Consider the following 26,914-nt stretch of genomic DNA (forward strand, 5'->3'; position numbering starts at 1 on the left):
AGAAATGAGCATGAACGAAACTAAATCCATAGCTGAAATGGATCGCTCGAGTGTTTTGCATCCTTTCACCCAGCTCAAGGAATTCGCCAGCGGCAAGATGGGTGATCCCACCATCGTGACGGGGGGGAAGGGTATTCGCATCCACGATGCGCGCGGGCACAGCTACATTGATGGCTTTGCAGGCCTTTATTGCGTCAACATCGGCTATGGGCGGACGGAGGTGGCTGAGGCCATCGCGCGGCAGGCTTATAAGCTTGCCTATTATCACACCTATGCGGCGCACACGACTGAAGAACTCGCGATCTTGTCCGATCGTCTCGTGCGAATGGCGCCTGGCAAGCCCAGCAAGGTTTTCTATGGGTTGTCCGGCTCGGACGCGAACGAAACCCAAGCCAAGCTTGTGTGGTACTACAACAATCTTCGTGGTTTGCCGAAGAAAAAGAAGATTATCTCTCGGGAGTGCGGCTACCACGGGTGTTCAGTAATTTCGGGCTCCATGACCGGGATGTCCTTCTATCATGATCACATGGACCTTCCATTTCCCGGCATTTTGCACACGGGCACGCCGCACCACTATTGGGGTGCTGAGCCCGGGGAAACAGAGGAGGCGTTTTCCCGCCGGCGTGCAGACGAACTCGAAAAGCTGATCCTGCGAGAGGGGCCGGAGACAGTCGGCGCATTCATCGCCGAACCTGTTTTGGGTACAGGAGGCATCACACCGCCCCCTGCCGGTTACTGGCGCGAAATCCAAGCGGTCCTCAGGCGCTACGACGTGCTTCTGATTGCCGATGAGGTCATTTGCGGATTCGGTCGGACTGGTGCGGACTTCGGCAGCACGCTGTACGGGATGGACCCGGATCTGGTGACGGTTGCGAAAGGTCTGACATCGGGCTACGTGCCTCTGTCGGCAGCGATCGTTGGTGAGAGGGTGTATGATGTCATGGAGGAAGCTGCCGATCGCGTTGGAGCTTTTTCGCACGGATACACGTATTCTGGACATCCGATTGCGGCTGCTGCCGCAAATGCCGTCCTGGATATTGTTGAAAAAGAGAAGCTGAGCGAGCGCGCGAGAAGCATCGGCTTGCATTTTCAAAGGCGGCTCAAGGAGCGCTTTGCACAGCTGGAGATCGTTGGAGAGGTCCGCGGCGTTGGCCTGCTTGGCGCTGTCGAGTTCGTCGCAGATCGCCAGACCAAGCGCCGCTTTGACCCTCAGCTGAAGATCGGTGCCCGCGTCTCGAAGGCTGCCCGCGATCGGGGACTTATTGCTCGAGCCATGCCACACGGAGACATTCTGGGATTTGCGCCACCTTTGGTCGTTTCCGAATCGGAGATCGATGAGATTGTTGATCTTGCGTATCGAGCGACGAAACAGGTTATGGACGAACTAGCGAAAGAATCGACGCCCGTCTAAGATTCGCCTCAGAGCATAGCTCGGTCTCCACAGCCTTCGAACGCTGGGACTTCCCAGTTCGGTGTGAGTTCGACCATGTCGATGCGTCGGAGGGGCGCCGGCAATTGCCGACGCAGCGGTGGGCGGGGAGCCTGGGGCTTGTCGATCATACCAATGCAGCCGCTTCCTGTATACCGATGACCGGCGTTTTGTGTGCGCTATAGATTATGAGCTGCGGCATGGGCGCGGGTCCCAGATACCTTTCGGGAAACGGCAGCGGGGCTCCGCTCGGCGAATACCGCGCCTATTGGATAGGCGGATGCCGCCCAAGAGCGGAGCCACTTCGCCAAATCGAGTTGGCGTTGATCGGTCCTGTTGATGCGCGGAATGCATTTCGAGGCCACTTTAGTGAGCGACAGTACCTCGCGTTCGTCGCCGGACGGTAGGTCACGACACGTCTGCCCTGAACTTTTCGCGTAGAACCGGCACGTCATCTGCCGATCGGGCTGGCGACGGCAGAAGACCGCGGAAAGCAACGTGATTACGCTGGATTTCGGCGCTACCGGGCGAATCATTGCATGTAATCCCTCGCCAAGGGGGATACCGTCGGGAAAACGGGCGAAAGCCCTCCGCCAGTGCGGACGGGGATATAAAGAACGAGGAGATCAGGGATGGCAACCTTCGTGGTCAAGCCAATTGTTCCGGACTTCGTTGGAGAAATCAGCGATTTCCCGATCCATGCCATTGACGAGCAGCTGGCCGCGGATTTGCGGAAAGCGTGGACAACATATCCGGTGTTGCGCTTCCGCAATGTCCCGATGGGCGATGCCGAACAGGTCGCGCTCACAAAGGCGCTGGGCCCCATCTTCCTTACCACAAATGTCCAGCACGGCCGGCGCGAGGACTCCCCGGAGATCTTTGTAATCGCGAACAAGAAAAATCCAGATGGATCTCCAATGGGCGATCTTGGAGACGGTGAGGTGCAATGGCACACCGATCACTGGTGGATCGAAAAGCCGCCTTCGGCCGCTCTCCTCCGTGCTTTGGAGGTGCCTCCAACGGGCGGGAACACGTACTGGGCCAACATGTACAGTGCCTATTCAGCGCTTCCGGAGTCGATGAAGGCGCGACTCCGTGGGTTGTACATTCACCATCAAGACGTGCTCGACATTTCCGGTGCTCCACGATGCGGCAAGGAAATGCCGACGTCTGAGGACTTTGCAACCTGGTCAGGCGTCGATCACCCGATTGTTGTCCGGCATCCGGATTCTGGTAAGCCTTGCCTCTATCTTGGCGCCAGTCGAGAGCGGCAGGCGATCGTCGGTATGAAGCAAGACGAGGCGAACAAGTTGCTGGAGCAGCTCTGGCGGCATGCTACTAGCCCCGCTCACGTCTGGCACCAGGAGTGGAAGCCGGGTGATATGATGATATGGGACAATCGTTGCCTTCTCCACCGTCGGGATCAGTTCGATCCGCAATCCGTTCGCCTAATGCACCGTACGACCGCCGGGGGTGAACGCCCAGTGGCGGCACTCTGAACAGGAGCATCCAGAAGCGCTCTGGACGCTCGCGTTTTAACCCCGGGCGACCAGTGCACTCATACGAGGCCGATTATCAGCTCGTAAGTACGGGGCGTTCAGAGGTGCAGGGGGGAATAGTATCGGTGCAGACGGAGGTCGGACGTAGAAGTCGCTGGCATATGTTGCCCGCAGCCCAGCGTTGGGCGACCGTCCCCTCGTTCGGTCTAGCGATGCGCGTTCATAGCGTATGCATTGCTGTCCCAATGTTAGTCGCGTCCGAACTTACGTCGACCGAGGAGCGCTACAAGATTACTACTTAGATTTACCTCGATCCGAGCGACTCCCTGGCGGGGCTCATCGGGACGGAAACCAGGAAGGGTGGTTGCCATGACTGATTTGATGAATAAAGGACTTCAGCATTCAGGCTTGAGCCGCCGCACTCTGCTGCGGGCTGCCGCCGCCGCATTGACCATCCCGGCGATCACGAAGACAACCATTGCCTTTGCACAGGAAAAGCTCGCCGGCAGTGGTGAAGTCGTGGTGTACAGCTATGGCGGCTCTTTCACCGAAGGCGTTCGGCGACTTGTCTATGAACCGTTCACGAAGGCCACAGGGATAAAGGTTGTAGATGTCGTGGCCGACCTCTCAGAACCTCAGGTCAAGGCGATGAGCCAGGCGGGCCGGATCGACTGGGATATCGCCTATGTGCAGCCGCAGAACTATCCAGCAATGCACGAAGCCGGGACGTTCGTGCCGATCGACTACAGTCTCTGGGATGAAGAGTCGCTCGCGGGCACGCCGGCTCGTACGCGTCTCAAAGACGCGGTCGCGATATTCTCCGTGGGATTGTTGCTGGTTTATGATGAACGCGCTTTCCCGAAGGGCGGCCCGCAAAACTGGGGGGATTTTTGGAACATCAAGGCGTTTCCGGGACCGCGAGGGCTTGCGGGCGCCGATCCCGTGCGCAACCTGGTGTCTGCGCTCCTCGCCGCCGGTGTCGCAAAGAAGGATATCTGGCCTCTCACCGATGACAAACTTGATCGCGCATACGAAAAGCTCAGTGAGATAAAGCCGCACATTACAAAGTGGTGGACGGCGGGAGGAGAGCCGATTCAACTCCTGATCAACCGCGAATACGCGATGACCAACGCTTTCGACGGCCGAGTGCTGGCGGCGATCCGGCAAGGCGCGCCGATCAAGATGGTCTGGGACGGGGCTTACCTCAGACCCAACTACGCAGTAGTTCTGAAGGGTGGTCCCAACACAGCTAACGCGCAAAAGCTGATCGCCTTTTTGAACCGCTCGCAGATTGCGGCCGGTTGGACGCAGGGCACCGGCTATCCCGGGCCGAATACCAATCAGCTCGATCATCTGCCGGCCGACTTGATCCCGCTGCTCAACATCAATCCGGAGAACGCGTCGAAAAGCGTCATCGAGGACGCCGCCTGGCTCACGACGAAGCGCCCGGACGGCAAGACGAATATAGATTATCTCCAGGAGCGTTGGCTGGCATGGCGGGCACGATGAGCTCAATTGCACTGAACGGTCGGCCGAACCCCGCTCGGGCCTCGGCGGCGCCTACACCGTGGGCTTGGCTGCTGCTGCCCGGAAGCATCTTCCTCGTAGTGCTCTTTGTCGTGCCGCTCGTGGGGCTTCTGTTGCTTTCACTTGGCATGCCAAACTGGACACTTGCGAATTTCATACGCATCACTGACAACCCTGCATATGTCAATGTGTTGCGCACGACGCTGGAGATCAGCGTTTCAGTGACTGCGCTCGCCTTCGTGCTGGGCTATCCCATCGCCTACGCCCTCACGACGGGCGGACCAACCCTGCGCACCTTCCTGCTCATTGCGGTCGTGCTGCCGTATTTCACGAGCGTTCTGGCGCGGACCTTCGCCTGGGTCGTCCTTCTCGGACGCAACGGTGTCGTTAACCAGATCCTGCTCGAGCTCGGCTGGGTATCTCAACCGGTCACGATGCTCTATAACAGGTTCGGTGTCATCATCGGCATGACCCACATCGTTATGCCGCTGATGATCCTGCCCATGTACACGGTCATGTCCGGCATCGATCGGAGGCTGCTGCGTGCCGCGAGATCGAATGGAGCCAGCCCGCTTGCCGCCTTTCTCACAATATTTCTGCCGCTGAGCCTGCCCGGTCTGATTGCTGGGGTTCTGCTCGTCTTCATCTACTGTCTTGGTTTCTATATCACACCTGCGTTGATGGGCGGGCTCTCAGATCTTACCATTACGATGGAGATCAGCGCCCAGGTTGTGGATCAGCTCAATTGGAACTTCGGCTCTGCCCTCTCCATGGTCCTTCTGGTAGCTGTGCTGGCCATACTGTGGATCGGCTCGCGCTTCTTCCCGATTGAGCAGCTCCTGGGATTCTCCGACGGCAAGGCCGCTTCGGAGACAATCTCGCGCCGGCAAGTGGGAACGCAGTGGCTGATGCGGCTCGGCGCTGCGGCGAACGTGCTCGATCGCTCGCTCCCTTCGTTGGGGGGGCGAAGTATCCCGGCCTTAGCGAGCTTCCTGGCCGTGCTTCTCCTACTGCCAGTACTGATCGTCGCCTACCTGTCGTTCAGCGCCTCATCCTATTTCGTCTTTCCACTGCCCGGGTACTCGCTGCGCAACTACGAGGCCTATGTTTCCGATACGCTATGGGTGCGCGCAACGTTCACCAGCATCCGCATTGCCCTGATGGCGGCCGGCATGGCGACCGCTCTTGGCAGCATGCTTGCGTTTGGCCTATCGCGGGGGCGCATTCGCGGCCGCGGCGCGATGGTCGCACTCGTGCTCTCGCCGATTATCATGCCGACGGTTGTAGTTGCGGTTGCGACCTATTTCCTGCTGGTGCGCGTGGGGCTGCAGGGCACCGAGTTTGGCTTGGCACTTGGTCACGCGGTCCACGCAATCCCCTACGTCGTTGTGATTGTGGTCGCCAATCTGCGTGACCTCAACCCGACATACGAGCGTGCAGCACGCAGCTTAGGCGCGGGCCCGCTGGCCAGCTTTCGAACGATCATCGCGCCGCTCGTCATGCCGGCTCTGATCGTTGCGAGCTTTTTTGCGTTCCTGGCCTCGTTCGATGACCTCGTGTACGTGCTGTTCCTCGGCATTGGAAAGATCACGACCTTGCCGATGCGCATGTGGGAAGGAATCCGGCAGGACATCAATCCCACCATTGCAGCTGTGGCCACGCTGCAGATGCTGTTCGCCGGGGTTGTTATCATCATCGGTGCCCTGCTTGGGCGACAGAGAAATACCTGACAGCTTCGAGTGAGATCACAGGTCAAACTAGAAATCACGAAATTCCGCCAGGGAGCCGAAATGTTGATGAGAGCCAAGGTGAGCGGCACGGATCTGAAGACCGGAGGCATTGCGCTGCACAACCTGCAAAAGCGGTATGGTAGCGCAACGGCCGTCGACGATGTCAGTCTTTCCGTATCGCCCGGAGAGTTCATTTCGTTGCTCGGTCCCAGCGGATCCGGAAAGACGACAACTCTGATGATGGTCGCCGGTTTCGAGCTGCCGGACAGCGGGCGGGTGCTGTTGGACGACAGGGACATTACGCGCCTGCCGCCTCACCGCCGCGAACTCGGCGTGATCTTCCAGAACTACGCTCTCTTCCCGCACATGACGGTCGCCGAGAACGTGGCGTATCCACTCCGGATGCGGCGGGTGGCAAAGGCGGAGGTCGAGGCCCGGGTTCGCCGTGTTCTCGATCAGGTGCACCTCGGGGCTTTGGCCTCACGCCGCCCGCACCAGATGTCCGGCGGTCAGCAGCAGCGAGTTGCGATTGCGCGCGCACTGGTTTTCGATCCGCCGGTTCTTCTTCTTGACGAACCGTTGGGCGCGCTGGACAAGAAGCTGCGCGAGCACCTCAGGGGCGAGATCAAGACCTTACACAAGGAGGTCGGCAAGACGATGATCTACGTCACGCACGATCAGGATGAGGCGCTCGCCATGTCCGATCGGGTCGCGGTGATGCACGAAGGACGGATCCGGCAGGTCTCTGCACCGCAGGAGCTCTATCGCAGACCGGCCGACTTGTTCGTGGCGAGCTTTGTCGGTGAGGTGAATCTCATCCCGGTCAAGCTCAAATCCGGCGTCGTTTACGGTGGCGCAGGCGAGAAGCTGCCTGCAGCGCCATGGCCCGATGCGGACGGCGATGCAACGCTTTGCGTACGGCCCGAGCATTTGCATCTGGACCCCAGCGCCGCCGGCTCGTCACATGGGGTTCCGGGGCACGTCGTCGGCAGAACGTTTATGGGAGATGCAACCATCTTCGAATTCCGCAGCGATTCCGGATTAAGGCTGACGTCGAAGGTACTGAACATCTCGGCTGAATCGATGCCCGATGTCGGGGATGCCTGTGCCGCCTCGTGGGCCGTATCGGACGCAACCGTTCTGACGGAATAGTCCGCCGGCATTAGACAACAGCATTTTCCGGCCTGCCGTGCCCTCAAACGGTGCGCAGGCGCCACCGACGCACAACCATAGAGATAAACATGACTCGCGAAAGCCAAGCACTTACCTTTGTCCTCAACCATCCTGCCGCAGAATCCTATGCGCGGCTTATAGGAGAGCGCTTCCCGCAAGTTCGTACGATCGTCGCCCCCGACTCTGGCCGGCTAGAGCAATACATAGGGGAGGCCGACGCGCTGCTCGCGTTCCGCTTCCCCGTCGAGGTGTTCGACAAGGCGAAGAAACTGCGCTGGTTCCAGTGTACCGGAGCCGGTGTCGATTCTATCCTCCCCGTCCGCGACCGAGCGCGTCACATCACGGTGACAAATGCACGCGGGATTCATGGAGATATCATTGCGGATTACGTCATGGCGGGTGCCACAATGTTGTATTGGGATTTCCGCAGGTTTTTGCGGGAGCAAGCGGAGCGGAGATGGAATCCACGCAGTATGGCTCCATTGGCCGACAAGTCGCTTGGCGTCGTCGGGCTGGGCTCAATCGGCGCGACGATCGCCAGGCGTGCGAAGAGTGCTGGAATGACCGTCCTCGGCTCGAAGCGTGACATATCTACGCCGGTCGAAGGTGTTGACCGACTGTTTGCTTCCGAGTCGCTCAAGGATTTGCTGCCGCTCTGTGATTTCGTTGTCGTAGCCGTGCCGGGAACGGCTGAAACGGTGGGTCTCATCGGCGCAACCGAAATCGCATGCATGCGGCGCGATGCTTTTCTGATCAACATCGCCCGCGGTAACGTCATTGCTGAGGCCGAACTGGTCAAGGCTCTGCAGGCAGGCACTATCGCCGGGGCGATGCTGGACGTGTTTGAGCGAGAACCGCTGCCGCAAGACAGCCCGCTCTGGGAGATGCCAAATGTGATCGCAACACCGCACGTGGCGGGAAGTCCCTCAAATTACACCGAACGCGTGTTCTCTTCCATCCTGGCGGACAACATCGAACGCTTTCTCAAGGGGCATCAGCTGAAGAACGTGGTGGATCTGGGACGCGGCTACTGATTGCGGCGTGTTCGTCCGCTAGTTCCGGATTGGAGCCGTCGCTCAACTGTTTCTAACCGATTCCCGGAGCGGCGGCTCATATCTATGTCGATCCATAGCGCAGCGATAAATGCTTCCGGCATGCGTTGGAGACGCAGGATTATCTGCCTTGGACCATCCTGGGCGCCAGGAGCGCAATAATGTCTGACAAGCCTCTCGGCCTGGACAACGGCCTGACGAATTATGGCGACTTCGACTTCGCCCGCTTTCTGCGCCGTTCCTTCGCGCGATCAATGGGGATCTCACGCGAGGGACTCGATAAGCCAATCGTCGGCATTGCGATGACGCCATCGGGTTTCAATAACTGCCATCGCTACATGCCTGACCTGGTCGATGCGGTCTCCCGCGGTGTGCTTGCTGCGGGTGCGTTGCCACGGCCGTTCCCAACCATCTCGCTCGGTGAGGTCTTTCTCAATCCGACGAGCATGATGTATCGAAATCTTATGGCGATGGACACAGAAGAGATGATCGGTGCTCAGCCGATGGACTCAGTCGTGCTCATCGGCGGTTGTGACAAGACGGTGCCGGCACAGTTGATGGGAGCCGCCTCCGCAAACCTGCCGTCCATCCAACTCGTCACGGGACCGATGTCAACGGGGCGGCATAGAGGCCAGAGGCTTGGCGCCTGCACCGACTGTCGTGGTTTCTGGGCCAGATATCGGGCCGGCAAAATCGATTCCGCCGAGATCGCGGCGGTGGAGGGGCGTCTCTCCGTGACAGCTGGCACGTGCGCCGTAATGGGGACGGCATCGACCATGGCTTGCATCGCGGAAGCACTTGGTATGTCTCTGCCGGGAACGGCCACGATTCCCGCCGTTCACGCCGATCGCTTGGTGGCGGCGGAACAAAGCGGTAAAGCCGCGGTAGGGTTAATCGCCAGCAAACTCACTCCACGCGACGTCATCACGCGCAAGTCCGTCGAGAACGCGCTGCGCGTTCTGCTGGCGGTAGGCGGCTCTACCAACGCCGTGGTGCATCTCGCCGCGATCGCCGGCCGCCTGGGCATCAAGGTCCCATTCTCGCGCTTTAACGAGCTATCCGACGAGACGCCTGTCCTCGTCGATCTGAAGCCGGCCGGCGAAGGCTACATGGAGGACTTTCATGCCGCCGGTGGAATGGGGGCCCTGTTGCACGAATTGCGTCCGCTCCTTCATCTGGATACTATCGATGTCGGGGGGCGCCGTCTGGGCGATCGTCTTGCCGAGCCCATCGATTGGGTTGATCGGGCTGTTATCCGTTCGCTCGATAACCCAATCTCAAAAGTCGGAGGACTCGTTGCGCTGACCGGCAACCTGGCGCCCGACGGCGCGATCTTCAAGCGGGCTGCCGCGACTGCGTCGTTATTCGAGTCCGAAGGACGGGCGGTGGTATTCACCGGACTTGAGGACCTGAGTAAGCGGATTGATGATCCGGATCTGGACGTCAGGCCCGACGACATTCTCGTCCTGCAGAACGCAGGGCCGCATGCCGCCGGTATGCCGGAAGCTGGTTATTTGCCGATCCCGAGGAAGCTTGCTCAGGCAGGCGTGAGGGATATGGTGCGAATTTCTGATGCGCGCATGTCTGGTACCGCCTTTGGATCCATCGTCCTGCACATCGCGCCCGAGGCGGCGGTGGGAGGACCCCTTGGGGCCGTTCGCAACGGCGACCGTATCCGACTCTCGATCGCTAACAAGAGTATCGACCTTCTCGTTGAAGAGGCCGAGATCAAGCGGCGTCTGGCGGGGCATCGCCCGCCGCCGGTACCCGCGCGTGGGTACAAGTCGCTCTATCGCCGCACGGTGCTTCAGGCGCCAGACGGCTGTGATTTCGACTTTCTGACGCCTTGTGAGCCCGCCCGCCATGGACGAACCCCTGGCGCGCTTGACTAAGAGGCGCGCCAGCAGCTGCAACTTGACATGACACTATTGCAGGACCGGCAGCGCCTTTCGGCATCACGCTGCTTGCGCCCGCCGGCCGCGATGGGGGCCTTGCAAGCATTGGCCGCGTCTTCCACGCCGACACCAAGCTCAGCGTCGGCGCGAAGGGCCTTGCGCAGCCTGCGCTCCCGACGCGGCCGGCCAGCAGCGGCGACGAGATTGCGATCGCGGTGGTCGGCGCGCATATGTCGGGTATGGCATTGAACGGCGAGCTGAGGGCGCTGAACGCACGGCTGATCGAAGCCACGAAGACGGCGCCCGACTACAAACTCTACGCGCTCGACACCACGCCGCGGAAACCCGGCATGCTGCGCGTTGAGGCCGGCCGGGGCGCATCAATCGAGCTGGAGATCTGGTCCTTGTCGGCGTCTGCCTTCGGCAGGTTCGTCAACGCGATCCCACCGCCGCTGTCGATCGGCACCATCAAGCTCGCTGACGGTCGCGGCGTGAAGGGCTTCATCGTCGAACCGGAAGTGCTTGGCGGCGCCCGCGACATCACCGCATATGGCGGCTGGCGCGCCTTCATGGCGGGCCGTGCGGCATCATAGCGGCTCTCTTGCCTCGGGCGCAGCGCAGCGCGAAATGGTGCGCTGCTGACCCAGTGACCCAGCGGCGCATCCTTACAAATAGAGCCCGCCCTCTGCAGTGCAGCGCTGAAGTAGCGCTGCACTGCGTCAGGAACACGGAGTGTGAACTCAACGAAGCTCGCTCTCAAAAGTCGCCCGTCAAAATGCCCATGCCCAGCCATTGAGGGTGGCGATTTTTGGCTCCCTGGTGTGAGATTGCATGCGCTTGACAAGTGAAAATGTCGAACCTGCTAAATCCGATTTGAAGAGCCCTCGAATCAGCGGTCATGATTCCGTGTTCGCAGCGGAGGGAACGATGCGACCGAAGAAGTTTAGAGGCGAGAAGGCGATCTCTTTCGCGCCAAGCTGGATGCTTCTGCACCTTTTGCGGGCACGCGATCTGCATCAGCTCCAGGTTTTCATTGTTTTATTGAGCCGGTGACGATGTGCGCCTCGCGCGATTCACTGCCTGATGCGCCGAACTGCGCGGTCGCAAGCCCAGGCCTGCAGCAGGTCACGGGCTGCTGGATGAAGAGGTCGTGAACGTCTGGATATCGAGCAATCCGCTGCACCTGATGCGGCTTGTAGGTCCCATAGGCCAGAGCTCATTCACGCAGGCCCGACAGTTCGCGGGTGGTCACCTATCCGCGCCCGCCGTACACTTGTTGCGCGTCACTTGCGCCAACGCTTTTTGGACGATCCTGCGCCCCACGGCCATCGAGTCGGAATCCTGCGTTGTCTGGCGAAAATGGCTGAATTTGTGCGTGTTTCGGCCTTCCGCATTATGATTTGCAACTACTGTTTGATTAGAAATCAGGCAGTGAAACGGTCACCTTGAGGCCGTTCGACGCCAACAGCCTGATCGCAGAATGGAGAGAGACACTATGCCAGTTTTCAGAAGCGGAGAACAGCCACCGAGCTGGTGCGAACTCAGAGGTTTCGAGTTTGTGGAGCTTAGCGGACCACCGCGGCCGATCTCGGTAGCTGACAAGAAGCAACGTCTCCTCGTTACGCGCGGAACCTGCCGGCTGACGAGCAAGAGGGGGGCGAACGTGCTCACCGAAGGTCAGTTCTGGGACATGGATGAGGCGGACGGTCCGTTTACTGCGGACGCCTGCGACCGATCCGCCCAGGTCCTCATCTTTTTCGGCAGGTGGGGCGCTGAGATCGGGGGCTGCGGCGTTTTCTTCTCGAATTACCCAAGGACGGCAAAGGGAGATCCGGTTAGCTATCCCAAGTCGACCAACTTTGACGCCCACTATCACGATAATGACGAATACTGGGTCATCATCAAAGGATCGGGCACTGTTGTGGTCGGATCGCGCACCTACGAAGTTGAGCCGGGCGATTGCATTCCCATCGGAATGGGACATCATCACGATCTCCCTCAGGTACGCTCGGACATTACGGGCGCCTATTTCGAGACAACGCTCGAAGGCAAGAAGCGATTTGGGCACCTTTGGGAGCACACGCACGGACCTGCTGATGTCCGCTCCGATCGCGTCTAATTCTCACTCAAGCCCATCTGGAAAAAATGACACGTAAAGTTCTGCATATCGGAGCTGGTGGCCACGGAGCGCGCTGGTGTGAAACGTTCTTGCCGCCGAACGTGGCGGACGGGACCATCGAGGTGGTCGGTTTGGTCGATATCAATGCGGAAGTCTTGGAAAGAGGACGGAAGCAACTCGGTTTAAAGCCGGAGCAGTGCTTCAGCTCGGCAAAAGAAGCTTTCGATTCTGTGGCCGCAGACTTCTGTACCATCGTGACTCCGCCCGCCCTGCACGAGTCCATCGTCGATCTAGCCCTCCCTCGCGGGATGCATATCCTTTCGGAGAAGCCGATCGCCGATACTATGGAGGCTTCCGTCCGGATCGCTGATAAAGCGAAAGCGGCCGGCTGCAAGATGGCGGTGACCATGAGCGTGCGGTTCGATCAGGATAAATCGACACTGCGACACGTTGTAAGTGGCGATACGCTCGGACGTGTCAATACGGTTTCGTGTCGACACTCTAGTGACTATCGCAAATACGATTCCTGGCGGCGTTTTCGTCATGAGATGGCTTATCCTACGCTCATCGAGGGCGCAGTGCATCATCTCGACATCATGGCCGATCTGGCGGGGGCGCCCTGCACATCTATTTTCGCCCGCAGCTGGAAGCCGGAATGGGCGGAATACAAAGGCGACACAGACGTCATAGCTTTGATGGAATTCGCAAACGGTGTCCATGGAGTTTACGAAGGATCCGCCGCGCAATCCACAGGGCTCAACGATTGGCATTTTGAGTATTTCCGAGTGGAAGCGGAGTCGGGCACGGCTATCCTCGACCATCGGGAGGTCGAGGTGTTCCATCGCGACCCGAAGCGAATTTATCAAAGAAACCGGCAAGGGAAAGGGCAACAGGTCTCCTTGCTTACGGGCAAGAAGTGGAATCATTCGCTGTTGATCGAGCAGTTCTGTCATTGGCTCGACGGCGGTCCGGCTCTGGCCACCAATGTCGAGGATAACCTGCAGTCCGTGGCTATGTTATTCGCCGCCATTGAAAGTGCGCGGCTCGGCCGGCCTGTCAAAGTACAGGAATTCCTGCAATCCTTCCGAAAGGGTATTTAAATTGCTTCTCAGGCCGCACCTGCGCTGCAATGACCATGACGTCTGGTCGGACTGTTGCTTCGGCGGACTAAACGGCGGCAGCCTGCCGCCGGTTCGACAGATACCTTGACCTGAGACTGCGGAGCGCATCTCCATCGGAATTTGCGGTGATCGGTTTTTGGACATGTACCAGCCCGACTGCAATGGCCTGGATAGGACCTGGGCTCAGTAACAGGCGCCTATTGCACGACAAACTTGGTGCTCCGTCTCGATCAGCTTTCTGCGCGAGCGTCAGCGGATTTTTCCAATATCACACTCTGGCGACATTGATCCCTGCACACATCAGAGAAGAATCGGTCCCCGTCGAAAAGGCGCCCTAGTTCAGCCAAGTCGACGTCTCCTCTAGCCGCCCGAGAACAAAACACCGACGGGGAAAGTCATACAAATGATACATCAGAATCTTCAAGCCATCATCTTGTCTGACGACTTGCGCGCGGATTGGGTTAAACGTGGCAGGACCTTGCTAGAGAGCAAGGTCTCGACCATGATCATCATGGTCGATAATCCGACTTGGAAAGAGGACCTGCGCGCCAATCTGCCTAGCGCTGATCTGTTGCTGGTCGCGCCGTGGTTAACACCGGACATGTTCATCGATGAAGAACTACTCGACGTTGCGCCCAAGCTGCGCGCGATCGCCGGCACATTCGATAACCGCTTCACCAGCTTCGTCTCGATCGAGTCGCTGCGGCACCGCAGAATCCGGCTAATCGACACCTCGCGTTCTATGACACCTAGTGTAGCCGAATTCGCCCTTACCCAAACTTTGAACCTCTTGCGCGATGTTCCCGCTGCGATCGCGCTGATGCGTGCCGGCGGCTGGAGGCGTCCGTGGGACACCTTCGGCTATATCTATGGCGACCTCGCAGGCAAGAAGGTCGGGCTCGCCGGCTACGGCAGCATTAACCGTCGCTACCATGAGCTCCTCAGGGGTTTTGGGTGCCCGACATCCGTGTATGATCCAACGCTAGACAACGCCGCCGCGCAAAGACTCGGACTTACATATACGTCGTCGCTCATTGAGCTCGCCGCTGCCTGTGAGATCTTCGTTGTCGGAATCCCACCACTCAAATCCTCGCTGCGCCATGTTAACAAGGCAGTGTTTGATGCCCTGCCGGTGGGTGGCATTTTCGTGCTGGTGAGCCGTATGGCGGTCGTCGACGAGCCTGCGCTGTGGGATGCAGTCAACACACGAAAATTGCGGGCGGCAATCGATGTATTCTCGACGGAGCCAGTTCCGCCCGACGCACACTACCGGTTCCATCCAAATGTGTTGACCACCCCGCATATTGCTGGAGGTGCAGTCTACTGCCACGAGCGCTGCTTTGCTGATGCCTGCATCGACGCACTCGCCGTCATCGCGGGCGGCGAGCTCCGCTTTGAGGCAGCGCCGGTGGACGCATCAATGTACAGCGGAGTCGATCAGTCCGGGAGGGCACAGCAGTAGCTGCGGCGTACTGCGGATGGCGCGAGTCGCCGCAGCGGAACATCGTGGTCGATCCTAAGAGGGATTTTCACAATCTGCGACTAGCTCGAAAACTGTGCTAACGCGGCTCTGCGTCAAGGGTGGCAAGAAGATTCGATGCTTCGTGGAGAAGATTTGCAGCCGAACGCCAATTAGCGGAACTAATGCGGACCATGGCTGTGAGGACGTGTTCCGGCGCAGCGAGACCGATGCGCCGATCGATTATCCTCCGTTGGTCTACGTGCGCCTGTGTCTCAACAATGGTGGCGGCATGGAGTTATCAGACATCAACCGTTGCTGTCGGAAGGTCGCCCTGTCGAATGGCGGCCAGGCATTCCTCGCGTACCGTCGCCGTCATGCGCCGGGCCGCAACCGTCAGCGGGCGCGTTCTCGCTGTAGCGACCTGCCAAGTTATGCTTACGTCTTCAATAGGGGCCGCGGATATTCCGTGAGTCGTGATGCGGCCTTGAACACCGCTAGACGGGAGCACTGTGTAACCGTAGCCGTCTTCAATCAGAGCGAACATCAATCCACGGGTATTCACCTCGATCACCGGTCTATAGACGAGATCGCTACGGCCCAGCGCATGTTCAACGATCCGTCGGAGGCTGTTGGTGCGCGTCGTCGCGATCTGCGGAAGGTCGGCCAGCCTTGTGGCAGGTACCGGCCGGTCCGGCGACAGGTCGCTGGAGGCCGGACCAACCAGCATCAGGGCTTCGGTAAACAACGGGCTGCAGTAAAGGTCGTTTGGCCTTTCCATGGTCGAGATGACCCCGACATCGACATCGGCCGCGATGATCCGCTCGCGCACTGCGGCCGTGGTGCCCTCGTAAAGGCGGATCTGAACCCGTGGGTAGGCCTCCTGAAAACGGCGAAGCACGCGTCCAACCATCAGCGCTGTAAGCGACGGCGGGAAGCCCAGGCTGATTTCGCCGGAGGGCTCCTCCTTCTCTTCTCGGATTTCCTCTCGGATATGGTCAATTTGCGAGAGCAGTGCGTGGACTCGCGTCCGCAACAACACTCCTGCTTCCGTTAACTGAACGCCACGGGCATGGCGGTCGAACAGCTCGGCCCCAAGCTCGGCCTCCAAGAGGCTGATCTGCCGGCTCAGAGCCGATTGGGAAACCAGCGCCACATTGGCCGCACGACTGAAGCTACGTGCGTCCGAAACAGCCAAGAAATACCGCAACCCCTTGATATCCATGTGGTTCGGTTGATCCTCTTCGGTATCTAATAGTGAGATAGTGTTTGTGCAAAGTATGCATTTGTCAAATGCCTTGGTCTCCGCTCAGCTTGCTGTAGGGCAGCAAAGCTGCCGGCGATCAAGCGAGATCCCGGACAGCAGAGCGAAGGGAGGACGCATGTTTCCAGCACCCATTCTCGAGTACTTCAGGCCCGCTTCCGTAGGCGAGGCAACACGGCTCCTGTCTGGAGGCGCGGGCGAGAATGCCCATATCATTGCTGGCGGTCAGAGCCTTATGCAGGCGATCAAGTCGCGGCTGATTTCGCCAGATGCTTTGATCGATCTTCAGGATATCAAAGCGCTCCGCAGCATTCATTTCGACAAGAATGGCTTGGTGATCGGTGCCATGACGTCCTATGCGGACATCGCATCAGACAAACGCATTCCAGCGGCTTTCGCCGCGCTTTGCGACGCAGCAGGCCACGTGGGCGATCGGCAGGTCCGCAATCGCGGCACAATCGGCGGTTCGCTATGCTGGAACTATATCGCGGCTTGTTTGCCGCCGACCTGCCTTGGTTTGAGCGCGACGCTCGAACTGCAGAATGCCGCAGGCAGACGGCGTATGGTCGAGGCCCGTGCCTTTCTAAAAGGTCCGCTCGAAACCGACCGTTCAAGCGACGAACTGCTGATCGCCATCCATCTCGGGCCAGCAGCCGCTCGTACAGGTAGCGCCTACCGCAAATGGGGACTGGTCACCGATGCGCTCCCCGTTGTCAACATCTGTGTATCACTTGAAGTCGGCGCCGATCACATCTGCAGGGAAGCGCGTGTAGCGCTGGGCGCGCGTAGCGAAGGACCGACGCGTGTGGAAGCTGCCGAGTTGGCGTTACGTGGAGTCCGCAAGGGGGACGTCCGCGCGATCGACGCGGCACTGGACGCAGCCGCCGAAGCCGCGGACTACCAGTCGGATCTATGGGCTGATGCCCCATACAAGAAAGTTCTTTTGCGCAAGATCGGGCGCGAGGCCGTGACTGTTGCCTTCGCGCGGGCAAGCGGAGAGGTGGGCAAATGAAGCGGGCGATCACGATTACAGTCAACGGCCAGGAGCATGAGGAGATGGTGGAGAATCGGCTGTTGCTAGTCGATTTCCTGCGTGACGTGATCAATCTGACCGGCACCCATGTGGGCTGCTCGTTCGAGGGGGTATGCGGCGCTTGCACGGTGCACTTGGACGGCGTGCCGGTCAAATCATGCCTGATGCTCGCTGTGCAAGCGGACGGACGATCGATTACTACCGTCGAGGGGCTTGCCAAGAATGGCGTTTTGAGCATCCTCCAGCAGAGTTTCACCGAGCATCATGCCTTGCAATGCGGTTACTGTACGTCCGGCATACTTATGAACGCGACTGAGTTCCTGCAGTCGAATCCATCGCCGAGTGAGGACGAGATACGGGCTTCGCTAATTGGAAACATCTGCCGCTGCACTGGCTACGTGCACATCGTTGCGGCTATCAAGACCGCGGCGCAGCGTTTGGCGGCAACAAGGCTTGAGGTGGCGAAATGAACGCGCATATTCGCAATGAGGGCGACTGGGTTGGCGCCAGCGTCAATCGCAAGGAAGATCGCCGGTTGACTACCGGTCAGGGTCAATATTTTGCAGACAAGAAAATTCCGGGCACGTTGCACCTTGTGTTCGTCCGCAGTCAGCAGGCCCATGCCCGGATCGTGTCAATCAACACCGACGCAGCACGTGCGCTGAAGGGCGTCGTGGCCGTGGTCACGGGTGCGGATATCCGCACCCAGATCAAGGGACTGCCTCAACCTGTGGTGGTGCCATCCTTCGCCGCGAATTATCCGGACTTCTGGCCACTCGCCGTAGACAAGGTGAAGTTCCACGGTGAACCCGTCGCCGCCGTGATCGCCCGCGATCGCTATGTAGCAGAGGACGCGGCTGCGCTCGTTGAAATTGTTTACGACCCACTACCAGTCGTGACCGACATGGAAGCTGCGCTTGCTGAAGGTGCGCCGATCGTCCATGACGGCTGGGCTTCAAACGAAATGTTCGCCATGAACTATACAGGCGGCGGCACGCCTGAAAGCGAAGCAGCGCATGCCAGGAAGGTCGACGAGGCGCTCGCGGCAGCTGCCGTCGTCATCCGGCGGCGCTTTCGCGTCCATCGCTGCGGTGTCACGCCGCTCGAGCCGCGCGGCGCGATGGCGACCTGGGACGACGACGGGCTGACGGCCTGGATTACGACGCAGCGACCACATATCGACCGCCTCGCGTTGTCTGACGTGCTCGAAATCCCTTCGGACAAAGTTCGGGTGATCGCTCCCCGCGATCAGGGCGGAGCCTTTGGCGTGAAGGCGCCATTCTACCGTGAACCGATCCTGGTGTGCCACATGGCGCGTGTGCTCGGTCGACCAGTGCGCTGGCTCGAAACCCGCGAGGAGCACCTGATGTCGGTCAGCCAGGAGCGCGACCAGATTCACAATATCGAGATCGGTGCGGACGCCAGCGGCAGGATCGTGGCCTTGCGCGACAACGCGATCGCGGACAATGGCGACGGCTGCGAAGGCGTCTACTGGGGCTTCGTCATGCCGTTCTTCGGCGCGGCTGTGCTGACCAACGCCTACGACATTCCGCTTTGCGATATCCGCATTAGGGTCGCCTGCACCAACAAGGCCGTGCTGTCACCGGCGCGTTCCTTCGGCGCCTTTGCTGCTCGCTTCGCGCTCGACCGGGCAATCGACCTCCTGGCGCGGGAGCTGAAGATTGACCCGGCTGACGTGCGCCGTCGCAACTTGATCGCCGAACTGCCCTACACAACAGCCACCGGTGTGCATCATGACAGCGGTGACTACGCCAAGGTGTTCGACCATCTGACCACCCTCGTGGACCTGAAGGGTTTTCGCGCGGAGCAGGCAAGGTCACGCGCCGAAGGTCGGCACATCGGAATCGGCTTTTCCGTCGGTGCCGAATTGTCGGGCGTGTCCTCTGCCGTGCTTGTGTCGATGGAGAACCAGCCCGGCTTCGGCGCTGCGACAGTGCGGGTCGACCCGCGCGGCAAAGTGCAGGTTTTTGAGGGCGATGCACCGCAAGGGCAAGGTCATGAAACGTCGATGGCCCAGGTTGTCGCACAGGAGTTCGGCATACATCCGGCGGATGTGTCGTTGACCACCGGCGACACCGGTACGACGCCCTTCGGCTCGGGCACGATCGGAGCGCGCGGCGGCAGTTACACCGTCAGCGCGGTCGCCAATGCCTGCCGCGCGCTGAAGAGTAAGATGGCCACAGTGTTGCTGCATGACCTCAAGGTGGAGGGTGTGCCAAGCGACGTGAGTTTCCGCGACGGGCGTGTCTTCCTGACCGCCGATCCCACCCAAGGGAAAAACTTCGCCGCATTGGCCGAGCGGATCGTCATGGCGCCTCTGGGGCTGCCTGCTGGCATGCAAGCCGGACTGGACCAGACCGAGTTCTTCGAAGCCGACGTCCCGATGCTGACGTTCGGCGCTCATGCTGCGATCGTCGAGGTCGACCCGGAAACCGGCATATTCAAGATCCTGCGCTATGTCGCATCGGATGATTTCGGCACGGTAATCAACCCGATCGTCGTGGCTGGGCAGGTGCACGGTGGCGTGGTCCAAGGCCTCTCGAACACCATGTTCGAGGAGTTTGTCTACGACGAGAACGGGCAGCAGCTGACCGCGACGCTCGAGAACTACAAGATCGCCAACGCCGCCGACATGATCAACATCGAGTCTCATCACGAAGCCGGATCCGCGTGTCCTCATACACCGCTTGGCTCGCGCGGGCTGGGCGAGGGCATCCCTGGTCCGGTGCCGGCCGCGCTCACAAACGCGGTTTGTGATGCGCTGGCGCCGTTCGGGATCGAGGTGAACCGTCTCCCGCTCCGCCCCAACACGATCTGGCGACTGCTCCAGGACAAGGCCGCAAGCAAAGGCTGAAGCTGTCCTGAGCATCAATGCACCCATCCCTGGCGCGACCGCGCCCGAGGTTTAGCGAGCGCATGCCCGCATCAATCCCACGAAAACGAGGAATGAGACATATGATCGACATCGAACCCGAAAAATTGAAGCGCATACGCGCCGAAATGGCTCGTGACAATATCGACGTTCTGGTGTGTCGCCTGGCCGAAAACGTCGTCTTCTTGAGCGGTTTCTTTTGCGTGCTAGGCTATGCCGCTGTGGTTTTCCCGCGCGAGGGCGATCCTGTCCTGATCGCGTCGAGCCGCGAGGAAGAATGGTACGGCCGGGGATGGGTGTCGGACGTGAGGACCTTCCCGATGTGGGACGCCCGCGATACGACGACGCCGCAGGCAACGCATTTCAGCTCGAGCGAGCACATCAACCGATTGCTTAAACAGATTGGCGACGAGCGCAAGTTCCCGGCCAAGCGCGTCGGCTACGAGGGCAGCTTCGAATTCATTGCGCCGCCCGTGATTGTGCCTGAGCCTGTCGTGCCGGGCGAGCCCTCAATGCGCGGACTACGAGCCGCTTTCCCGCACGCCGAATTAGTCGATGCAACGGGCGCGTTGAACCGCGCACGTGCCTTCAAAACGGCGCGCGATGTGAAGATGCTGCGCCGGACGCATGAGGTGACGGCGATGGGCCTCGAAGCCTGGAAGGCGGCGTGCCTGAATCTGTCGACGGAAGCCGAGGCCGCGGCGGCATTTCAGTCCGCAGTTACGGCCAAGGGCATTGGCCACGATGGCGCGATGTTCGCGATGGGGTGGCCCCAGGTCTTTTCGGGCCCTTACACCGAGCAATGGGTCTATCGCCCAAGTTCAACGCGTCGGATCCGCAAGGGAGATTTCGTCATCATCGAACTCGCAGTCTGCGTGGATGGCTACTATTCCGACCTGACCCGAACGCTCGTCGTGGGCGAACCAAACGACCGGCAAGTTCATTTGTTCGACACCACGCATCGGGCGCTCAAGGAAGGCCTCGCATTGGCCAAGCCAGGAGTAGCCGCAGCCGACATCGACCGCCACTGCAAGGCCACTCTCGGCGAATATAGTAAATATTTGCTGCACCATTCTGGTCACGGACTTGGCTGGAAGTATCACGAACCGATCCCTACACTAACCGGCAGTTCGAGCGATGTGCTGGCCGAGGGCATGTACTTCGCCATTGAACCTGCCGCCTACGTTCCTGGCCTCGGTGGAGTACGCAACGAACACAATGCCGTCGTGACGAAGACGGGTGTGGAAGTCCTGTCGAACATCTTCCCGGTATCAATCAACTGAGCCCTGCACGCCCCGGGGCCGGCGGCCCATAGTCCGCCGGCCCTATCTGTTCTGCATACATTGGGATACCCACGATGACCTCAGCCGGATCTATCTTCTTGCCGAGTTTCCGGCTTGATGGGCGCCAGGCGATCGTCACGGGGGCGTCTCAAGGTTTGGGGCGGCATATCGCGCTGGCGCTAGCCGAAGCCGGGGCGGACTTGGCTCTCGTCGGCCGAAGCTTGGGAAGCCTAGAGTCCGTCGCCGCAGAGGCGCATGCGATGGGGCGACTCGCGGTGTGTGTCACGGCCGATCTATCGCAGATCGACGAGGTGCGCAAGATGACGGCCCAGATTGCTGAAGTCCTGGGAAGGATCGATATCCTTGTGAACAATGCCGGCACCAATATCCAGCAGTTGGCCGTCGACGTGACCGAAGAGGCTTGGGACACGGTCATGAATATCAATCTCAAAGGCGCCTTCTTCACAGCGCGCGAGGTTGGTTTGAGGATGATCGCCCAAGGAGGAGGCGGCCGGATCGTCAACATCGCCTCGCAGATGGCCGCGGTGGGTTTTTATAAGCGCTCGGCCTACTGCGCGAGTAAGGCTGCGGTGGCGGCCTTCACCAAGGTGCTAGCACTCGAATGGGCGGCGGAAGGTATCCGCGTGAATGCTGTTGGGCCGACCTTCATCGACAGCCCGCTCGCACGAAAAGTCTTCGAGGACAAGGAGATCCACGCGGCGGTTTTGCAGCGCCTCCCGATCGGACGGCTCGGCAGAATGGAGGAGGTGGCCGCCGCCGTGGTCTACCTGGTTTCCGACGGGGCGGATCTGGTGACGGGACATACACTGATGGTGGACGGCGGGTGGACGGCACAGTGAGGCGCGCGCAATGATGAACATTGAGGGCACCCATTGCATTGCCGCCAGTCGAGAGGTCGTTTGGGCTGCACTGAACGACCCCGCCGCACTCTGCGCTTTTATTCCCGGCTGCGAAAGCATCGAAGCCCATGGGCCGAACGACATGGCCGCCGTCGTAGTCGTGAAGGTCGGTCCGGTGAGGGCGCGCTTTACGGGCCGGGTGAAGCTGGCGTGCGTCGATCCGCCGAACAGCTACACAATTGTGGGCGAAGGGCAGGGCGGCATAGCTGGGCATGCAAAGGGCGAAGCGAAGGTCCGCTTGGTATCAAATGCCGCGGGGACGGTCTTGACTTATGTCGTGACCTCGCAAGTCGGCGGCAAGCTGGCACAACTCGGCCTCCGTCTGATCGAAGGTACGGCGCGCAAGCTGGCGGGCGAATTTTTTGCGAGGTTCGCCGCGCGGCTTGAGCCCAAAGCATCAGCTGCACCACGCGAGCCGAATGGCGAGAGCCCGGTGTCCGCGCGGTGACGGCAGGTCAGCCCATGGCGGCACGCAACTGAACGTGCATGGCGATGCGCACAAGGGCGTCCGGTCCGCCAAAATGGCCTGGCTTCGTAACGATCAGGCCTTTCGAGAGAGCAGGCAAGGCGGCGCGCAGAAGCGGCGCGCCGTCGATAACCGATCGCCCGACAAGGTCCAGCCGGCGCACATCCAGAGCGCGCAGAACCACGTTGGCCGTATGGCCGCCAGTCAGAATCAGCCCGAAGGCACGATCCATCAGATGCGGCGCTAGCAGTGCAGCACATTGTCGAAAGGCGGCATCGGCATCGGCCGTTGCACCTGGGCTTGTGGCGGCCGGCATGGTTTCGATGACGACGGGACGACACGCTGACCAGGCGGAGCCAAGGCGTGCCGCCAGTCTGTGTTCATTCAGCTGCAGGACCAGCGCCCCCAGACCGCGCATGGCTTCGACCTGCGGGGCGATATTTGGCTGGTAGGAGCCGACCACGGCACCGAGCGGCATTCGATCCGTAATGCTGGCCCAGAGCAGGACCGTCATCAGGCCGACGCCGCCAACCCACAGTGTTTGTCCGGTGCTGTAACAGCTCGCTATTTGCGAGGCCGCCAGATAGGGGTTTGCCTCCTCAATGAGCACCGCGCCATGCGGGAGGTTCGAGGGCGCTGCACCGCTGACGATGACCGGTCTGGCTTCCGTAGCGGCTGCAGCGACGAGCGCCATCGGATCCCCACGCCCACGCGAATCGATCTTCAGGAGCAGGTGATCGGCGCCCCAGTCGCGCATCCGACCGATCCCAGCGCGGACGAGCGCTTGGCTTTGCTTGCTGCCGGAGTCGCGGCTGGCAAGATCGATGCCCCAGACGTCGACGCGTTCGGGCACACCGTCTTCTTTGGCATCGGTGACGATGCAGCGCATTCCCAGCTCGGCCGCCTCCGTTACGACCGCGTTCACGCCGGTCAGATCGTCCCCCAGAACGCCAATGCGATATCGAGAAAACCCAGTCATGCTCGGTTAGTAACCAGATCGGCGGCCAGATCGGCCGCTCGCAGGAAGAGGTCCGGCCGCACAACGCCCTTCCAGGCAATGTCGAAGGCCGTGCCATGTCCGCATGTTGTACGCAGGAAGGGTGCGCCAGCGATCACAGTGACATATCCGTAGCGCTTCAGGGGAATAACGCCCTGGTCGTGGTACATTGCAAGCACGGCATCATACCTGCCCTTTTCCGCTTCATAGAAAAGCGAATCCGAGGGTCGCGCTTCCGTGAAGCGCAGACCCTCCGCTCTGAGTCCAGACATAACCGGATCGATGGTGTCGATTTCCTCGCGACCGAACAGCCCGCCGTCGCCGGCGTGGCAATTCAGGCCCGCGACCCCGATGACAGGATCGGGAATATGAAAGAGCGAGCGAAGCGTCGCGTGGGCCTGTCGGGCGATACGGTCGACGCGGTCACGCGACAGCTTGTGTAGAGCATCGGCCATTGAACAATGGCCCGTCACCAGAGAGCACTTGATCTGACCGCCGATCAGCATGATATGAGCGTCTTCGGTGGTCATCCCCCAACGTTCGAGGAACATTTCGGTTTGACCGGGATAATGGTGACCCGCCAAGTTAAGGGAAACCTTGTTGGCCGGCGCCGATACGACTGCTGACACGGCACCTGCCCGCACAAGATCCGCAGCCGCAAAGATCGCACGCGCGGCTGAGCGCCCGCCTTCCGGGGTTGCGGTGCCGATCTTGAGCTCCTCCGGAGCGAGCCCGCCGACGTTCATGACCGGCACAGCGTTCAGTGGAAGCTCATGGGCCTCAAGCGGGTCTGTGATGATGCTGATAGGCCCATCGGCACCGGATGTTGAGAGCGCCGATGTCATGACGTGCGCGTCTCCCAGTACAACAAATCGGTACGTGGGAGCCGGCTGGCGGCGGAACAGATGCGCGACCAGCTCAGGGCCGACGCCCGAGGGGTCGCCCATGGTCACTGCAATAAGCGCGGGCGAGGTCATGTCTGCCTTCACTCCTTTCTCGTGAAGCCAAGCTTCCCAGGGTTGAGAATGCCCTTCGGGTCAATAGCGCGCTTCACCAAATCAAGCAGCAAGGCCGACGATCCGAGGGAGCGGTGTACGTAGCCGGTGCGCACCAGACCAGTGCCGTGATGATGCGAAATGGCCGCCCCGGACTCCAGCGCCGCCTCCATCGCCACTCTCCAGATTTCGTGCAGCCGCGCCTCGGCGGCGGCTGCATTCGCGGCCTTCCCGAGTAGGATGATGTAGAGGGAAACGCCGTCGGCGTAGGCATGGGAAAAGTGCCCGAGCACCTCGTCCGCGAGCGGCGCCATGCGCCGCTTCAACGCCGTGTAGATTTCGCTGATTCCGGACCAGCTGTGCGATACTTCGATCGTCTCTGCCACTCCGCCTGGGGTATTGAGGATCCGCTCTATCGTGGAAAAGTCGAACCGGCGCTCCATCCAGGCCAGCACGCCGCGCTCGCCGATCCTTGCCCCGCCGTGGCGCAGGCAGATGTCAAGGCACTCATTCATTTCGAGTTCCGACATCGCCCGTGAGCCGTCGGTGCCCAGGAACATCGCCGGTCGGGCGAAACTGTGGTCGACCATGGCGTGGCGCGCCTCCTCGACATCGTAAAGGCGCAGCAAAAAGGGACGCAGTCCAGACTGCATGATATCGCGCATCGCGGCGATACCCCCATCCAGCGCATCGAATGTCAATGTCTGGAACCGACGCGCCGGCGACAGTCGGAAGATGCGCAGAGTCACTTCGACCACAATTGCGAAACATCCTTCGGAGCCGATCAGCAGCTGGCGCAGATCGGGGCCTACCGCCATGCGCGGAACAGTGCCGGTGTCGAGAAGGCGGCCGCCCGGAAGAACGGCCACGAGACCGGAGCAAAGCTCCTCGATCCCGCCGTACCGGCTCGAGAACTGGCCGGTCTCCCGCGTTGCGACCCATCCTCCGATTGAGGAGCGGTGCAAGGACTGGGGAGAGTTGTTCAGTGTGTAGCCATGCTCGTTCAGGTGCGCCTCGAGCTGACCCGCATTCAGCCCCGCTTGGGCGGTAACCAGAAGGTTCTCGTGGTCGATCCGGAGAACCGCAGTCATCTTGGACAGATCGAGACTGATCCCGCCACGGATCGGAATAGGGCCGCCCACGACGGAGGAGCCAAGGCCGCGCGCGGTGACCGGAACACCATTCGCGTCGGCCCAGTCCATCACCGCCGCAACATCGGCAGTGCTCTGCGCCATTACAACCGCGTCCGGGCGATACGGTACGCTACCCTGCTGGCGCCATTTGGTCGTGACTGGCCAGCAGTCGTAGCTGTAGGCATCCAGCCTCTCCCCAGGCAGGTCGTGGATCTTGTCCGCTCCCATAGCGGCTTTGAGTTTCGAAAGTCTGGCGGCGTCGATCATTTGTGCTCCGACCCGTGCGCTTCGGGAAATCCGCCCGGACAAGCCCGAACAGACCGGGATGGCTTAGCCACATTGCGCTTGATTGAAAAATTGATTTTTGCCGGTCAGAAAATAGATCACATCACTATCCGATCTTGCCCGCGTTCGATGCGCTCGCCGACCCCCGGCAGTTTTGCGAAACGCGGCTGAAGTTTTGAGGGGAAGTAAAAGTCCACGATCATCGCTCAAATCAAGGTGCTGGGACCAACCGAGTTGAACTCCCATGCGAACAGTCATACGTGGATGGCCCCGCGTCTTTCAAGACAACTCGGCAGCTCCTTGCAACTGGAGAAAGATGCGATGCCTCTGCTCGACGGCACGGCGTCAATGAGATCGGGCGTCCTGGTTCGGGCGCCACGGGCGCTTTGTCGAAGATTCACCCAGCAGTATCGCAGTGTCGACGGCATTCAACTGTAATCGGCCAAACTCCTCTTATGTGCTGGAGCGGATAGCGAAGTGTTCACTGGTCTTCCCGTTCTCGGCGGGCATGAGGACCTGCAAGCCTGCAGGACGCCATTTCTTTTCAGGTCCCGAAATCGCACTAATCGCGGATCGCGATCATCCGCTCCTGATGTCTGCTGGTATTGCTCGGCAGGCGTTCTCACAAATCTGCCTTCACT

General features: G+C 60.2%; 20 protein-coding genes and 1 pseudogene. 17 read left to right on the forward strand and 4 right to left on the reverse strand.

The window, feature by feature from the left end:
• Positions 1–10 precede the first annotated feature (10 nt).
• The 11 genes and pseudogenes from GPL20_RS25410 to GPL20_RS25460 all read left to right on the forward strand — a co-directional run bounded on the left by GPL20_RS25410 (position 11) and on the right by GPL20_RS25460 (position 15,007).
• The gene (locus GPL20_RS25410; protein WP_373568292.1) at positions 11–1,411 is read left to right on the forward strand and encodes an aminotransferase; all 1,401 of its coding nucleotides are present in this window, start codon (positions 11–13) and stop codon (positions 1,409–1,411) included.
• 650 nt (positions 1,412–2,061) lie between these two features.
• A complete protein-coding gene (locus GPL20_RS25415; protein ID WP_157332771.1) occupies positions 2,062–2,928 on the forward strand; it encodes a TauD/TfdA dioxygenase family protein in 867 nt (288 codons plus the stop codon).
• A 369-nt stretch (positions 2,929–3,297) separates the two neighbouring features.
• The gene (locus GPL20_RS25420; RefSeq protein WP_157332773.1) at positions 3,298–4,437 is read left to right on the forward strand and encodes an ABC transporter substrate-binding protein; all 1,140 of its coding nucleotides are present in this window, start codon (positions 3,298–3,300) and stop codon (positions 4,435–4,437) included.
• Entirely contained in the window at positions 4,422–6,185 is a 1,764-nt protein-coding gene (locus tag GPL20_RS25425) for an ABC transporter permease subunit (RefSeq protein ID WP_157332775.1), read from the forward strand. The genes GPL20_RS25420 and GPL20_RS25425 overlap by 16 nt, the downstream gene beginning before the upstream one ends.
• Before the next feature lie 66 nt (positions 6,186–6,251).
• The gene (locus GPL20_RS25430; RefSeq protein ID WP_157332777.1) at positions 6,252–7,337 is read left to right on the forward strand and encodes an ABC transporter ATP-binding protein; all 1,086 of its coding nucleotides are present in this window, start codon (positions 6,252–6,254) and stop codon (positions 7,335–7,337) included.
• A gap of 89 nt (positions 7,338–7,426) precedes the next feature.
• Positions 7,427–8,392, forward strand: a complete 966-nt coding sequence (locus GPL20_RS25435; RefSeq protein ID WP_157332779.1) for a D-2-hydroxyacid dehydrogenase — start codon at positions 7,427–7,429, stop codon at positions 8,390–8,392.
• Positions 8,393–8,571: 179 nt separating this feature from the next.
• Positions 8,572–10,302, forward strand: a complete 1,731-nt coding sequence (locus tag GPL20_RS25440; RefSeq protein WP_157332781.1) for a dihydroxy-acid dehydratase — start codon at positions 8,572–8,574, stop codon at positions 10,300–10,302.
• 50 nt (positions 10,303–10,352) lie between these two features.
• Positions 10,353–10,898: pseudogene (locus GPL20_RS25445) on the forward strand (allophanate hydrolase-related protein); the annotation flags it as partial.
• A 1,070-nt stretch (positions 10,899–11,968) separates the two neighbouring features.
• Positions 11,969–12,424, forward strand: a complete 456-nt coding sequence (locus tag GPL20_RS25450) for a cupin domain-containing protein (RefSeq protein ID WP_254125808.1) — start codon at positions 11,969–11,971, stop codon at positions 12,422–12,424.
• A 26-nt stretch (positions 12,425–12,450) separates the two neighbouring features.
• A complete protein-coding gene (locus GPL20_RS25455; protein WP_157332784.1) occupies positions 12,451–13,524 on the forward strand; it encodes a Gfo/Idh/MocA family protein in 1,074 nt (357 codons plus the stop codon).
• 424 nt (positions 13,525–13,948) lie between these two features.
• Positions 13,949–15,007: an NAD(P)-dependent oxidoreductase gene (locus GPL20_RS25460; protein WP_157332786.1), complete on the forward strand. Its 1,059-nt coding sequence runs from the start codon at positions 13,949–13,951 to the stop codon at positions 15,005–15,007.
• Positions 15,008–15,305: 298 nt separating this feature from the next.
• Here the strand turns inward: GPL20_RS25460 and GPL20_RS25465 are convergent, their stop codons facing one another.
• Complete coding sequence (locus tag GPL20_RS25465; RefSeq protein WP_157332788.1) at positions 15,306–16,229, reverse strand: LysR family transcriptional regulator; 924 nt, start codon at positions 16,227–16,229, stop codon at positions 15,306–15,308.
• Between the two features lie 157 nt (positions 16,230–16,386).
• Here GPL20_RS25465 and GPL20_RS25470 point away from each other — a divergent pair, with 157 nt between their 5' ends.
• The 6 genes from GPL20_RS25470 (at position 16,387) to GPL20_RS25495 (ending at position 22,845) form a co-directional block, all read left to right on the forward strand.
• The gene (locus GPL20_RS25470; RefSeq protein ID WP_167533211.1) at positions 16,387–17,280 is read left to right on the forward strand and encodes an FAD binding domain-containing protein; all 894 of its coding nucleotides are present in this window, start codon (positions 16,387–16,389) and stop codon (positions 17,278–17,280) included.
• The gene (locus GPL20_RS25475) at positions 17,277–17,771 is read left to right on the forward strand and encodes a (2Fe-2S)-binding protein (RefSeq protein ID WP_157332793.1); all 495 of its coding nucleotides are present in this window, start codon (positions 17,277–17,279) and stop codon (positions 17,769–17,771) included. Before GPL20_RS25470 ends, GPL20_RS25475 begins: the two co-directional genes overlap by 4 nt.
• Positions 17,768–20,176 carry a xanthine dehydrogenase family protein molybdopterin-binding subunit gene (locus GPL20_RS25480; protein ID WP_157332795.1) on the forward strand — a complete coding sequence of 803 codons (2,409 nt, stop codon included), beginning with the start codon at positions 17,768–17,770 and terminating at the stop codon, positions 20,174–20,176. The genes GPL20_RS25475 and GPL20_RS25480 overlap by 4 nt, the downstream gene beginning before the upstream one ends.
• A gap of 101 nt (positions 20,177–20,277) precedes the next feature.
• Positions 20,278–21,477 carry a M24 family metallopeptidase gene (locus GPL20_RS25485; protein WP_167533212.1) on the forward strand — a complete coding sequence of 400 codons (1,200 nt, stop codon included), beginning with the start codon at positions 20,278–20,280 and terminating at the stop codon, positions 21,475–21,477.
• A gap of 74 nt (positions 21,478–21,551) precedes the next feature.
• Positions 21,552–22,337 carry an SDR family NAD(P)-dependent oxidoreductase gene (locus tag GPL20_RS25490; RefSeq protein WP_157332799.1) on the forward strand — a complete coding sequence of 262 codons (786 nt, stop codon included), beginning with the start codon at positions 21,552–21,554 and terminating at the stop codon, positions 22,335–22,337.
• A 10-nt stretch (positions 22,338–22,347) separates the two neighbouring features.
• Complete coding sequence (locus tag GPL20_RS25495) at positions 22,348–22,845, forward strand: SRPBCC family protein (protein ID WP_309143233.1); 498 nt, start codon at positions 22,348–22,350, stop codon at positions 22,843–22,845.
• A 7-nt stretch (positions 22,846–22,852) separates the two neighbouring features.
• On the opposite strand, the gene GPL20_RS25500 is transcribed toward GPL20_RS25495, so the two are convergent.
• From GPL20_RS25500 to GPL20_RS25510, 3 genes are read right to left on the reverse strand one after another with little or no spacing between them, the layout of a single operon-like run.
• Positions 22,853–23,842, reverse strand: a complete 990-nt coding sequence (locus GPL20_RS25500) for a nucleotide-binding domain containing protein (RefSeq protein WP_157332801.1) — start codon at positions 23,840–23,842, stop codon at positions 22,853–22,855.
• Positions 23,839–24,849, reverse strand: a complete 1,011-nt coding sequence (locus tag GPL20_RS25505; RefSeq protein ID WP_157332804.1) for a PdxA family dehydrogenase — start codon at positions 24,847–24,849, stop codon at positions 23,839–23,841. Before GPL20_RS25505 ends, GPL20_RS25500 begins: the two co-directional genes overlap by 4 nt.
• Entirely contained in the window at positions 24,846–26,255 is a 1,410-nt protein-coding gene (locus GPL20_RS25510) for an FAD-binding oxidoreductase (RefSeq protein ID WP_157332806.1), read from the reverse strand. The genes GPL20_RS25505 and GPL20_RS25510 overlap by 4 nt, the downstream gene beginning before the upstream one ends.
• Between the last annotated feature and the right edge of the window lie 659 nt (positions 26,256–26,914).

This window comes from Bradyrhizobium cajani (assembly GCF_009759665.1).
GTDB lineage: Bacteria > Pseudomonadota > Alphaproteobacteria > Rhizobiales > Xanthobacteraceae > Bradyrhizobium > Bradyrhizobium cajani.